This is a genomic window from Burkholderia sp. NFPP32 (assembly GCF_900119325.1).
In the GTDB taxonomy this organism is placed as follows: Bacteria; Pseudomonadota; Gammaproteobacteria; order Burkholderiales; family Burkholderiaceae; genus Burkholderia; species Burkholderia pyrrocinia_C.
On record NZ_FPJP01000002.1, the window covers coordinates 168,845 to 181,275 of the forward strand.

15 protein-coding genes are annotated in these 12,431 nt (G+C 65.5%); 8 read left to right on the plus strand and 7 right to left on the minus strand.

All coding sequences use genetic code 11. The annotated features are described in order from the left end of the window. Nucleotides 1-63: 63 nt before the first annotated feature. From lhpI to BT264_RS05090, 3 genes are all read left to right on the plus strand, one after another. A complete protein-coding gene (gene lhpI / locus BT264_RS05080; protein WP_072436764.1) occupies nucleotides 64-999 on the plus strand; it encodes a bifunctional Delta(1)-pyrroline-2-carboxylate/Delta(1)-piperideine-2-carboxylate reductase in 936 nt (311 codons plus the stop codon). A gap of 179 nt (nucleotides 1,000-1,178) precedes the next feature. Further along, on the plus strand, nucleotides 1,179-1,583 hold the full coding sequence (locus BT264_RS05085) for a response regulator (RefSeq protein WP_072436763.1): 405 nt from the start codon (nucleotides 1,179-1,181) through the stop codon (nucleotides 1,581-1,583). Between the two features lie 16 nt (nucleotides 1,584-1,599). Then, on the plus strand, nucleotides 1,600-2,379 hold the full coding sequence (locus BT264_RS05090; RefSeq protein ID WP_072436925.1) for a helix-turn-helix domain-containing protein: 780 nt from the start codon (nucleotides 1,600-1,602) through the stop codon (nucleotides 2,377-2,379). 53 nt (nucleotides 2,380-2,432) lie between these two features. Here BT264_RS05090 and BT264_RS05095 read toward each other — a convergent pair whose 3' ends face one another. The 6 genes from BT264_RS05095 to BT264_RS05120 form a co-directional block, all read right to left on the minus strand. Further along, the gene (locus BT264_RS05095) at nucleotides 2,433-2,786 is read right to left on the minus strand and encodes a metal ABC transporter ATPase (protein ID WP_072436762.1); all 354 of its coding nucleotides are present in this window, start codon (nucleotides 2,784-2,786) and stop codon (nucleotides 2,433-2,435) included. Between the two features lie 156 nt (nucleotides 2,787-2,942). Beyond that, the gene (locus tag BT264_RS05100) at nucleotides 2,943-3,182 is read right to left on the minus strand and encodes a UDP-glucose 4-epimerase (RefSeq protein ID WP_072436761.1); all 240 of its coding nucleotides are present in this window, start codon (nucleotides 3,180-3,182) and stop codon (nucleotides 2,943-2,945) included. Between the two features lie 16 nt (nucleotides 3,183-3,198). Further along, nucleotides 3,199-3,489: a DUF1488 family protein gene (locus BT264_RS05105; RefSeq protein ID WP_072436760.1), complete on the minus strand. Its 291-nt coding sequence runs from the start codon at nucleotides 3,487-3,489 to the stop codon at nucleotides 3,199-3,201. A gap of 131 nt (nucleotides 3,490-3,620) precedes the next feature. Next, on the minus strand, nucleotides 3,621-4,019 hold the full coding sequence (locus BT264_RS05110) for a DUF488 domain-containing protein (protein WP_072436759.1): 399 nt from the start codon (nucleotides 4,017-4,019) through the stop codon (nucleotides 3,621-3,623). Nucleotides 4,020-4,181: 162 nt separating this feature from the next. Further along, nucleotides 4,182-5,384: an amino acid aminotransferase gene (locus BT264_RS05115; RefSeq protein ID WP_072436758.1), complete on the minus strand. Its 1,203-nt coding sequence runs from the start codon at nucleotides 5,382-5,384 to the stop codon at nucleotides 4,182-4,184. Between the two features lie 46 nt (nucleotides 5,385-5,430). Next, a complete protein-coding gene (locus BT264_RS05120; RefSeq protein WP_072436757.1) occupies nucleotides 5,431-6,816 on the minus strand; it encodes an amino acid permease in 1,386 nt (461 codons plus the stop codon). 319 nt (nucleotides 6,817-7,135) lie between these two features. Here BT264_RS05120 and BT264_RS05125 point away from each other — a divergent pair, with 319 nt between their 5' ends. The 4 genes from BT264_RS05125 (at nucleotide 7,136) to BT264_RS05140 (ending at nucleotide 9,307) form a co-directional block, all read left to right on the plus strand. Beyond that, entirely contained in the window at nucleotides 7,136-7,609 is a 474-nt protein-coding gene (locus tag BT264_RS05125; RefSeq protein WP_034179576.1) for an Lrp/AsnC family transcriptional regulator, read from the plus strand. A 151-nt stretch (nucleotides 7,610-7,760) separates the two neighbouring features. After that, on the plus strand, nucleotides 7,761-8,339 hold the full coding sequence (locus tag BT264_RS39795) for a PAAR domain-containing protein (RefSeq protein WP_256260568.1): 579 nt from the start codon (nucleotides 7,761-7,763) through the stop codon (nucleotides 8,337-8,339). A gap of 3 nt (nucleotides 8,340-8,342) precedes the next feature. Next, on the plus strand, nucleotides 8,343-8,975 hold the full coding sequence (locus BT264_RS05135; protein WP_072436756.1) for a type VI secretion system amidase effector protein Tae4: 633 nt from the start codon (nucleotides 8,343-8,345) through the stop codon (nucleotides 8,973-8,975). After that, a complete protein-coding gene (locus tag BT264_RS05140; protein WP_072436755.1) occupies nucleotides 8,972-9,307 on the plus strand; it encodes a hypothetical protein in 336 nt (111 codons plus the stop codon). Before BT264_RS05135 ends, BT264_RS05140 begins: the two co-directional genes overlap by 4 nt. A gap of 179 nt (nucleotides 9,308-9,486) precedes the next feature. On the opposite strand, the gene BT264_RS05145 is transcribed toward BT264_RS05140, so the two are convergent. Continuing rightward, nucleotides 9,487-10,344 carry an EamA family transporter gene (locus tag BT264_RS05145; protein ID WP_072436754.1) on the minus strand — a complete coding sequence of 286 codons (858 nt, stop codon included), beginning with the start codon at nucleotides 10,342-10,344 and terminating at the stop codon, nucleotides 9,487-9,489. Nucleotides 10,345-10,746: 402 nt separating this feature from the next. Between BT264_RS05145 and BT264_RS05150 the strand changes: the two genes are divergently transcribed. After that, on the plus strand, nucleotides 10,747-12,420 hold the full coding sequence (locus BT264_RS05150; protein ID WP_072436753.1) for a phospholipase C: 1,674 nt from the start codon (nucleotides 10,747-10,749) through the stop codon (nucleotides 12,418-12,420). Nucleotides 12,421-12,431 lie beyond the last annotated feature (11 nt).

A 12,431-nucleotide genomic window follows, 5' to 3' on the forward strand; every position in this document is an offset into this window, starting at 1 on the left:
GCCCCCTTGGCGGGCGCGTCATGCGCCCGTCGTCCACGTTCACCGACGCCTGCGACGTACACGATGACCGCCCTTTCCCGGATTCCCGTTTTCGATGCGGCCGACACGGCCGCGCTGCTCGACTACCCGGCGCTGCTCGCCACGCTCAGGCAGGCCGTCGCCGAGTACGCGGCGGGTGAGATCGTCAGCCCCGAACGCCTGGTCGTGCCGCTGCAGGCCGGCGGCGTGATGCTGTCGATGCCGTCGAGCGCGCGCGACCTTGCCACCCACAAGCTCGTGAACGTATGCCCCGGCAACGGCGCGCGCGGGCTGCCGACGATCCTCGGCCAGGTGACCGCGTACGACGCGACCACCGGCGAGATGCGCTTCGCGCTCGACGGCCCGACGGTCACCGGCCGCCGCACGGCGGCCGTCACCGCGCTCGGCATCGACGCGCTGCATGGCGCCGCGCCGCGCGACATCCTGCTGATCGGCACCGGCAAGCAGGCGGCCAATCACGCGGAAGCGCTCGCGGCGATCTTTCCCGACGCGCGCCTTCACGTGCGCGGCACCAGCGCCGACAGCGCGGCCGCCTTCTGCGCCGCGCACCGCGCGCAGGCGCCGCGACTCGCTCCGCTCGACGGCGACGCGATTCCCGATGCGATCGACGTCGTCGTCACGCTGACGACGAGCCGCACGCCCGTCTACCGCGAAGCCGCGCGCGAAGGCCGGCTCGTGGTCGGCGTCGGCGCGTTCACCGCGGATGCGGCCGAGATCGATGCGAACACGGTGCACGGCAGCCGGCTCGTCGTCGACGATCCGGCCGGCGCGCGCCACGAGGCCGGCGACCTGATCGTCGCGCAGGTCGACTGGCAGCAGGTCGCGTCGCTCGCCGACGTGCTGGGCGGCGCATTCGCCGTCGGCGGACCGCTGCTGTTCAAGAGCGTCGGCTGCGCCGCGTGGGATCTTGCCGCGTGCCGCACCGCACGCGATGCGCTGGACGCGCGCCGGGCCGGCTGACCCGGCAGCGAAGCCTACCGGCCGCGCGCGCGGCGCCGGTGCGGCGTTGCAACATCCGGAGCGCTCCGACACTTTCCCGTACGCGTTGTAGGAAACGCCCTACAACGCGTCGAAGCGGCCTACACCAACTTCCAATTCGGCCGATTTCATTTCCGGCGGCACACCACGATACTGCCGGCATGAATGCCAGCTTGTCGCCCGCCACGCTCAGGGTGTTTCTCGTCGATCACGCCGTCGCCGTCCGGCAGCGGATCGCGCTGCTCGTCGGCGCGATTCGCGGCGTCGCCGTCGTGGGCGAAGCGGAAGACGGCCAGCACGCGTGGACGCAGATCCGCGGCAGCCGGGCGGATGTCGTGATCGTCGACCTGCGGCTCGCGGACGGCAGCGGCCTCGACCTGATCGGGATGCTGTCGAAGGCCGCGCCGCGCATCGTCACGATCGTGCTGACGAATCATTCGGCGCCGGCATTCAGAGAGGCATGCGCGACGGCCGGAGCCGACTACTTCTTCGACAAGACCGTCGAATTCGACGCCGCGTGCCGTGTCATCGAATCCCTGGTGCATGCTCGCGTGCACCGCCCCTGACGTGCCGGAGCGACTCATGTCCACAGCCACCGCCTGCCCCGCCGACGTCCCCTTCGCGCCCCGGCCGACGACTCCGCTTCGTGCGGTCACGCGCGCCGACGCCGCCAAACATCCCGCCGCACGCTGCTCGGCCTGCGCGATGCGCTCGATGTGCCTGCCGCCGCAACTGACGGCCGCCGAATACGGCCGGCTCGACGCGATCATCTGCACGACCCGGCAGGTTCGCCAGGGCGACGCGCTGTTCCGCACCGACGATCCGTTCCAGAGCATCTATGCAGTGCGCGCGGGTTCGGTCAAGACGGTGATGATGCATCGCGACGGCCGCGAACACGTGACCGGCTTCCAGATCGCCGGCGACACGCTCGGGATGGACGGCATCGGCAGCGGCCAGCACTGCTGCGACGCGATCGCGCTCGAAGACAGCGTCGTGTGCGTCATCCCGTTCGGTGCGCTCGAAGCGGCGTGCCGCGAGATCAAGCCGATGCAGCACTTCCTCTATCAGATGCTGAGCAGCGAGATCGTGCGGAAATCGAGCCAGATGCTGCTGCTCGGCACGATGTCGGCCGAACAGCGCGTCGCGCATTTCCTGCTGAACCTGTCGTCGCGCTTCGAGGCGCGCGGCTATTCGGCGACCGAATTCAACCTGCGGATGACGCGCGAGGAAATCGGTTGTTATCTCGGGATGAAGCTGGAAACGGTCAGCCGGATGTTCTCGCGCTTCCATCGCGAAGCACTGGTCGAAACACGCGGCAAGCGCGTGCGCATCATCGACGCGCAAGCGCTCGCGCGGGTCTGACTCGGGTCGGACTTACGCGCCGGCATCGTCCGCGCGGCATCGCGCGCCGTGCGTCACCGAGCCGTGCCATCGGTGGTCGCCGCGTCGCGCAGCATCACCCTGCCACCGCCCGCCTGCCGCGCGATCAGCGCCTGTTCGGCCTGGGCGAACGCGCGGTGCAGCGCATCGTCCACGTCATCGCCACTGCACGGCGGCAGCGGCCTGAGCGCCTCGTCATGAAACACCAGGTCGAGCCGCACGTCGTATGTGCGCGCGCCGTCGGCCGCCACGCGCGATTCGATTGCGAGGTGACAGCCGTCGATCAGCGCGCGAAACCGTTCGAGCCGCACCAGTTGCGCGCCGGCTTCGGCTTCGATCGCGGCCGAACCCGTGAATCCGAGGCAGGCGATCTGCATGCCCACGCCCATGTCGTTTCTCCTGACGGGGCCGCCCGCTCGTCGACCGCCTTGCATGCACCGGCTGCGCCGAAAGGCGGCGGTGCGTATTTCCCGTGGCGTGGCGCGGATTCTTCGATCGCTGGCCTGCCGATAAGTCTGTCCGCACCTCTGCCGGCGCGGCACCGTTCATACGTTGAATACCTGCGACGTCTTCATCTCGATCCACGTCATTCCGGCCCGCAGCCCTTCGATCATCGCCTCGCGCTCGGTCGGATACGCATGGCTGTGCTCGAACGTATGATGAAAGCGCGCGGCGCCGCTGCCGTGCTCGACCGACACGCGGCAGCGGAATTCCCCCGATTCGCACGGGCGCGTCTCGACTTCGACCGACCAGTCGCGTTCGTGAATGTTGCCCTGCAGACTCATATGCCCTCCCGCGGTGTCAATCGCCGAGCCTGAAGTGGCCGCTGTGCAGCAGCACCGGCCGGCCGCCGATTTCCTCGAGCATCCGTCGTGCCATCGCTTCGATCGCCGGCCGGTGCGCGTCGAACGCGGCCAGCAGGTCGCGTTCGAGCAGCGACGGCGCGCCGAAATGGTCTTCCAGTGCCTCGGCCGTGACCGCGCACTGCACGCAACGTCCGTCGACCAGCGCCGAAAACGCGACGACCAGGTCGCGCGCGCAATATTCGGCCGGCTCGGGCGGGAAGGTAATGTGCATCTGTCCGCCTGTCATTGTCGTGATGACTCCATGACGAGAGCATAGTGGCGCGCGCGGCCGCCCGCTTGACCCACGTCAACCGGTTCGCTGCACCGCACGATCGCAGTGCGGTATCGTGCCGCCGCGTCAGTCCGATTCAGCTCGCTTCAGCCCGCATCGGGCTCGATCGCCGCGCCGCGCTCCGCGAGCAGCTCGCGCAGCACGCTGCGGTGGCAATGGCGCTCGTCGTCGCAGTAACAGCCGATCGAGAACGCGGTGGTCGCCGATAGCGCCGCCAGCAGGTCCAGCACCTTTGCCGGATCGCCATGCGCCATCTCCGCGCGGAAGTGGCGCTTGAACGCGTTCCATTCGGCGTCCGTTTCGGCCGCCTGCGCCTGCGCGACGAGCTCGGGGCTCGGCGACAGCGTCGGCAACCATACATCATAGTAGTTGCGCGACGCGAATTCCGCCTTCGGAACGCCGCGCGGCGGCCGCCGCACCGTCCCGATCCGCAGGCCCTCGCCGGCCGCGCGCGGCGTGCCGAGCTGGATGATCCGGATGCCCATGTCGCTCCTCTGCCCTGTGTCCGATTCCGTGATCGTACCGCCGCGCCTGGCCACGCGTCAGCCGGGCAGCACGCATCGCGGCCGCGCAACAAAAAACCGGCTGCCTCCGCGACGGGAGACAGCCGGTTCGGCCGGCAGCATTGCGCGCCGGGCGCGCGACGATCAGACGCCGCTCTTCAGCACCTTGCCGATTGCGTCGGCAACGATGCCGACGTTCGAGTCGTTCAGGCCCGCCACGCACATCCGGCCGGAACGCAGGATGTACACGCCGTGCACTTCGCGCAGCGCGTCGACCTGCGATTCGGTCAGGCCCGTGTACGTGAACATCCCGCGCTGCTTCACGTAGCGCGTGAGCGCTTCGCCGCTGACGTGGTCGCGCAGGCCGTCGTGGATCGACTGGCGCATCCGCGCGATGCGGCGGCACATCGCGGACAACTCTTCTTCCCACTGCTTGCGCAGCGCCGGCGTGCCGAGCACGGCCGCGACGACCTTCGCGCCGTAGGTTTGCGGGTTGCTGTAGTTCGAGCGCACGGCGCCGGCCAACTGGCCGAGCACGCGCTCGGCCGCGGCCGCATCCTCGCAGACGACGCTCAGGCCGCCCACGCGCTCGCCGTACAGCGAGAAGTTCTTCGAGAACGAGTTCGCGACCAGCGCCGGCACGCCGCGGCGGGCCAGTTCGCGCACCGCGAACGCGTCCGCGTCGAGGCCCGCGCCGAAGCCCTGGTATGCCATGTCGACGAACGGCAGCAGGCCGCGCGCCTCGATCACGTCGATCAGCTTTTCCCACTGGCCTTCGTCGAGGTCGACGCCGGTCGGGTTATGGCAGCACGCGTGCAGCAGCACGATGCTGCGCGCCGGCAGCGCGTCGATCGCCGCGAGCATCGCGTCGAACTTCAGGCCGCCCGTCGCCTCGTCGTAGTACGGATACGTGTTCACCGTGAAGCCGGCGCGCTCGAAGATGAAGCGGTGGTTTTCCCAGCTCGGATCGCTGAGCCATACCTGCGCGTCCGGGAAGTAGCGCTTCAGGAAATCGGCACCCACCTTCAGCGCGCCCGAGCCGCCGAGCGTCTGCAGGGTCGCGATGCGGCCGGCCGCGCGGGCCGGGTGATCGGCACCGAACACGAGCGCCTGCACGGCGTCGCGATACGCAGGCAGGCCGACCATCGGCAGGTACGGCTTAGGGCCGCTCTCGCGCTGCAGCGCGGTTTCGGCTTCGCGCACGGCGCCCATCACCGGAATCCGGCCCTCGGCATCGAAGTAGATGCCGATGCTCAGGTTGACCTTCCGGTCGCGCGGATCTTTCTGGAAGTTCTCGTTGAGCGTCAGGATCGGGTCGCCCGGGTACGCGTCGATGTGTTCGAACATGGCTTGAGTCGGTCTCGTTTGGAAGAATGGTCGGTGGTGGCCTGCGTCAGCCTGCGGACGCGCCGTCGCGCACCGCATAGCCTGCATCCTTCTGACGGAATCGATACCCGATCGCGAGCACCGCGAGCCATACCGGGATCAGGTACACCGACAGGCGGAGATCCGGCGTCAGGTACATCACGACGAGAATGCCGGCCATGAATGCCAGGCACAGGTAATTCGTGAAAGGATAGCCCAGACTGCGGAAGGAAGTCTTCTCCCCGGCTGCGCGCTTGGCCTGGCGGAACTTCAGGTGGATCAGGCTGATCATCGCCCAGTTGATGATCAGCGCCGACACGACGAGGCCCATCAGCACCTCGAAAGCCTTGCCCGACATGAAGTAGTTGACCAGCACGCACGCGCCGGTGGCGAGCGCCGACGCGCCGAGCGCAGCGAGCGGAATGCCGCGCTTGTTCACCGAGCACAGCACCTTCGGCGCATTGCCCTGCTGCGCGAGGCCGAACAGCATCCGGCTGTTGCAGTACACGCCGCTGTTGTAGACCGACAGCGCGGCGGTCAGCACGACGACGTTCAGCACGTTCGCGACCAGGTTGCTGCTCAGCGCGTGGAAGATCAGCACGAACGGGCTGCCGCCGCTGACGACCTTCTCCCACGGATACAGCGACAGCAGCACGGCGAGCGCGCCGATGTAGAAAATCAGGATGCGGTAGATGACCTGGTTGGTCGCGCGCGGGATGCTGTGCTTCGGATCGTCGGCCTCGGCCGCCGTGATGCCGACGAGTTCGAGCCCGCCGAACGAGAACATGATCGCGGCCATCGACATCACGAGGCCCGACACGCCGTTCGGGAAGAAGCCGCCGTGCTGCCACAGGTTCCTGACGCTGGCCTCCGGCCCGGCATTGCCGCTGGCGAGCAGCCAGCCGCCGAAGCCGATCATCCCGACGATCGCCGCGACCTTGATGATCGAGAACCAGAATTCCGTCTCGCCGTACGACTTCACGCTGGTCAGGTTGATCAGGTTGATGACGACGAAGAACACGAGCGCCGACACCCAGGTCGGCACGCCCGGCCACCAGTACTGCACGTAGATCCCGACGGCCGACAGTTCGGCCATGCTGACGAGGATGTACAGCACCCAGTAGTTCCAGCCCGACAGGAAGCCCGTGAAGTGGCCGAAATACTTGTTGGCGAAGTAGCTGAACGAACCTGCGACGGGCTCGTCGACGACCATCTCGCCGAGCTGGCGCATGATGAAGAACGCAACGATGCCGGCCACCGCATAGCCGAGCAGCACGGACGGGCCGGCCATCTTGATCGTCTGCGCGATGCCGAGGAACAGCCCCGTGCCCAGCGCGCCGCCGAGCGCAATCAGCTGGATGTGCCGGTTCTTCAGCCCGCGCTTCAGGCCGTCGCTCTCGTTTCCAGAAACCATGTCTTCTCCACTCTGTCCGCCTCCGCCTGAAGCGGTGCGGCGCGCCTCGGTGTGCCGGGCGCTGTTTTCGCTGTGCCGGCGGCGTTCGTGGAGCCGCCGGGTTGGGAACTGCAATCTTCGCGTGGCGGCGCCCGATTCGCGTCGGCGTGCCCGCCAGACCGGCCGCCGACTTGTCGCCCACGCCGCATTGCTGCGGCCACACACGAAAATCCGGCGTCAGTTTAGCGTCGCGACGGCGAAATCGGGTTTCGTAACCCGTTCATGCAAACCCTACATTATGAGATAAGATTGCATCCAGGAGACAAATGAGGAAATAAAAATGCCTGAACCGGTTCTCGACCGCATCGATCGCCACTTGCTTTCGATCCTGCAGGAGAACGGCCGTGCGTCGAACCTCGATCTGGCGAAGGCCGTCGGCCTGTCACCCGCGCAGACATTGCGGCGCCACCGGCGGCTGGAAGAGATCGGCGCGATCCGCCGCTACGAAACCCGGCTCTGCCCCGACACGCTCGGCTTCGGCGTCACCGCGTTCGTGCATGTGACGATGGAGCGCGGGCATATCCGCGACCTGTCGAAGTTCCAGAAACTGGTGTCCGATCTCGCGCAGATCCAGGAGTGTTTCTCGGTGACGGGCGACATCGACTATGTGCTGAAGGTCGTCGCGCACGACCTGAAGGGGCTGTCGCAGTTCCTGCTCGAAACGCTGATGCGGATTCCCGGCGTGAGCGGCGTGCATTCGAGCGTGTGCCTCGACGAGATCAAGTGCACGAGCGCGATGCCGGTGGAGGCGTGACAGCCGGCGCGCCTGCCGGTCATTCGCAGATGGGCGTCGGCGAGATCGACGGCGGCGTTGCCGCCACGTGACCGTCGAATGAATTCCGTACAAATTCGAATTAGTCCCATAGACAATTTCTCCCTTATCGATGACTGTCTTCGATTCCTTAATGCAAAAGGAAACGACGATGCGCAGAACAGCAGCAAGAGACAGTGACTCGACAACTACCGGCGGATTCGTCATTGCCGTCACGTCAACGATATTCGATAACGGTAAACGCATTGCTCTGGATGGCGACGAAGCAACGTGTGGCAATTGCAACGGGGCATTCAAGATTTTCGGCAGCGCCACGCGCATGAGTTGCCACGGTCGTAGAGTCGTTTTGAATGGAGACCCCGTGCTCTGTCCGTGTGGACAAAACAAGGTCATCGCAGGCGGCGACAGCCGAATTTTCTACGAAGCTGACAGCGGCACGTCCAGGCAAGTGGCAGCCACCCGTGAAGCTCGGTCACCTACATCGCCAACCCAATCTGCCGCGCCTTCCGGCTACGACGAAAAGCTGGTGTGTACGACGCGCAAGTCAATACTTGTCGGATATCCGTACCACATCGAAACGGCGGATGGCCGCACGTACAACGGCCGACTCGATCCAAGCGGAGAATTGCCCCGCATCGATACCGGCAACAAACCCGATGAGTACACGGTTTATTGGGGCGACGAAGCCATCGAAAAACAATACGAGAGTTGACTGATGCCAAACAAGCCTACGAAGGTTCGCTCGAACGACACTAAAGGGTCCATCAAACCGGTAACGCTTCAGACGTTGTCATTTCGGGAACTTTGGAGCGCCTATCCAAAGAAGGATCCATACGACGATCCCACCGGCCAGTATGAGAACCAGTGCGCCATTCGCATGAGCCTTACGTTTCACCACGTCGGAAGCGACATGAAGTCGTTTTCGCAGAAGGTGTTGAAACCGATGCCGGGGAAGAAGTCGTTAGGTCGTCTGATACTCGACGGGAAAGCGACAGCGACCCGCGCCTACGAGTTGGCCGAATGGTTGAAGCTTCATCCGTTCCTCGGCCTGGGCAAGCCGGAGAACATCACCGGCCAGGATTGGCAGCGCAAGATTAAAGGCCGAACCGGTATCATCTATTTTTTTGGCTACTGGCGGCAAGAAGGGGATTCTGGCGACGCGTTGAGCGGCGGCCATATTGACCTATGGAACAAGGATACCCTTACGCCATCTACCGCTTCGTTCTGGAGGTTTCGCATAGGCGTGCCGAGCATGATTAACCCACTTGATTACCTTCGGGGTCGACGCGGGAATTGGTATTCAGATCTGGCCGACTCGAAAGAAATCCTTTTCTGGGAAGTTAAATGAAACGACTGTCGGTTGCAGTTCCGGGGTTCCTATGGGGTTTGCTCATCACATGGGCGTCCCTTTACACGTTCAGCCGTATTCATTGGCCTGCTCCGCCGTCGCATTCGACCGGCTGCAACGACATGGAACACTGCGCTCCACACGCGGTATTCATCGTCGGCCTGTTCGCTCTGACCTTGTGGCCTTCGGTCGTCTTTGCCGCACTCAATGCCTTCGCTTACCGACGTTGGTCGTCGCGCAAGTGGGGTATCACGTTCATTGCAGCTACGCTATTTGTTGTTCTCTTTCATCTTGCGACCTACGCGCTCCCCGCGCTAGGTCTTTTCGGCTAAATCGGCCTACCGAAGCGGCCCGATGGAGTTTGTGCGCCGCTTCGCCTCCCTCCACGGTTCTCTCCAAATACGGTTTAATTTGTTGCGTCAGCAACGATTAAGCTCACACGTCAGCTTTCGGATTTCGGTTCTGAAAATCAGCACCCGGCCATATACGCATTGCGCATCCTGGGACGCCTTCACCGCACCGCCTCGAACGCACTGATCAGCAGCGCCCCCGCCGCAATCACCGCACATCCCACAGCACGGCGCGGCGTCAGTCGCTCGCCGAGATACACGCGTGCGATCAGCGCCGCGAACACCACGCTCGTTTCGCGCAGCGCCGACACCGGCCCCATCGGCGCGCGATCCATCGCCCAGATCACGATGCCGTACGCAAGCGCCGCGAACACGCCGCCGCACACAGCCTTCGCCGTCTCGCCGACATCCTGCGTCAGCCGCAGCGGCCCCGCGCGCAGCCGGTAGTACGCGGCCATCATCATGCCCGTCAACACGAACATCCACGCGGTATAGCCGACCGTGCTGCCGCTTTCCCGCACGCCGATCCCGTCGACCACGCTATAGGCCGCGATCGACACGCCGGTCGCGAACGCGGTCGGCAGCACCTGCGTCATCCGGTGCTTCGCGCCGCGCCCGCCCTCCAGCCCGATCGCCATGATGCCCGCGCAGATCAGCACGAGCCCGCCTTGCGCGCCGGCGTTCAGGTGCTCGCCCGAGAACACCGCCGCGCCGAGCGTGACGAGCAGCGGCGCGGTGCCGCGCGCGACCGGGTAGGTAACGGTCAGGTCGCCGTGCTCGTATGCGCGCACAAGCAGCAACGTGTAGACGACGTGGATCACGGCCGATGCGACGACACAGAGCCAGCTCACGGGCGTGATCGGCGCGGCGGCAGGCAGGAACAGCAGCGCGAACAGCCCGATCGCGATTTGCAGCACCGTGGCCGACCGCAGCCGGTCGCCGCTGCTGCGCACGAGTGCATTCCATGACGCATGCAGGAACGCCGCACACAGGACAGCAAACAGAACCGGGATCGGCATGCTGAATTCTCGGTAACGGTCGACAACATGAAATCGTCGCCTCAGGGCGTTCATCGTATGAATACGTCACACGATTGTCAAAAACGCGGTAACCACGGCATTACGCGCGAACCGGCCGACGGCACCCTCTCGCCCGCCTCGCGCGGCATTCACGGCAACGGCCCCGCGCGCCGCGAAATGTGTCTTCGTGGTTGCGCGCGGTCTGCCCCTTTCCGTTCTCTTTCGCACCGCGTTGCGCCGTAATGGAATCGATACCGCAGCGCAACCGTCGCGAAACCACTCCGTCCCCATATCTTCATACGCGACTGTTCCAATGCGCGTGCTCTCTCGCGAGCTCCGCGCCGAACCGACACGGCGACGGGGCCGCTCTCCACCATCGAAGGCCTTACCTGGAGTTTCCCGATGTTCCGTCAAGCCTTGCTCGTCACCGCCTGCGCAGCCGCGGCGCTTGCGCTGTTCGCCTGCGGCGGCAGCGACGATCCGACGTCGACGCCCGCGGTGTCGTCGCAAGATGCGCTGCAGACCGCCACGCCGATCAAGCACGTCGTCGTGATCTACGGTGAAAACATCTCGTTCGACCACTACTTCGGCACCTACCCGAACGCGGCGAACCCGTCGGGCGAACCGGCGTTCACCGCGAAGCCCGGCACGCCGACGCCCAACGGCCTGACGGGCACGCTGCTCACCGCGAACCCGAACTTCACGAACACGGCCAACGGCACCGACGCGGCGAACCCGTTCCGCCTCGACCGCACGCAGGCCGCGACCGCCGACCAGAACCACGCGTACACGGCCGAACAACTGGCCGAGGACAACGGCCTCGCCGACCTGTTCCCGAAATACACCGGCAAGGGCTCGTCCGGCGGCGCCGGCGCGTTCGGCACGAAGGGCCAGGTGATGGGCTACTTCGACGGCAACACCGTGACCGCGCTGTGGAACTACGCGCAGCGCTTCGCGATGAGCGACAACGCCTACACGACGGTCTACGGCCCGTCGACACCGGGCGCGCTGAACGTCGTGTCGGGGCAGACCAACGGGATGCAGATCGTCAAGACGTCGAAGCAGCCGTCGACGCTCGCAGCCACCTCGTACTACATCAACGACGGCCAGGGCGGCTTCACGATGATCAATGACGTCGACCCCGGCTTCGACGTGTGCTCGAGCACGACCGACCAGGCGATGATGACGGGCAAGAACATCGGCGACCTGCTGAACGGCGCGAAGATCACGTGGGGCGGCTTCATGGGCGGCTTCAACCTGTCGACGACCAACGGCAACGGCACGACTGGCTGCAGCCGCAGCACGGTCGCCACCGCCGTGAACGCGGCGACGGCCGACTACATCCCGCACCACAACTGGTTCCAGTACTACGCGTCGACGTCGAATCCGCAGCACACGCGCCCGAGCTCGATCGCGGCGATCGGTTCGAGCGTCCAGACCGACGGCAAGACGGCGGAACCCGCGAACCACCAGTACGACAGCGACGATTTCTTCGCCGCGGTGAAGGCCGGCAACTTCCCGTCGGTCAGCTTCCTGAAGGCGCCGGCCGCGCAGGATGCGCACGCGGGCTATTCGGATCCGCTCGACGAGCAGGCGTTCGTGACGAAGGTCGTCAACTTCCTGCAGCAGCAGCCGGACTGGCAGAACACGGCCGTGATCGTCACCTATGACGACTCCGACGGCTGGTACGACCACGTGTACACGGCGCCGACCCATTCGTCGTCCGACGCCGTCGACCAGGTCAACGGCAACGGCAAGTGCGGCACGGGCGGCACCACGGGCGTGAACGGCGGCACCGTGAACGGCCGCTGCGGTCCGGGCGTGCGAATTCCGCTGATCGTGATCTCGCCGTATGCGAAGCAGAACTATGTCGACCACACGATGATCGACCAGGCATCGGTCGTGCGCTTCATCGAGGACAACTGGCTTGGCGGCCAGCGCATCGGCGGCGGCTCGTTCGATGCGACGGCGGGCGACCTGCGCGGGTTGTTCGACTTCACGTCGAAGCCGAACACGACGCCGCTGTACCTCGACCCGACGCTCGGTACGGCATTGAGCGCGGCGCCGTCGATCTGATCGGCTTCCGT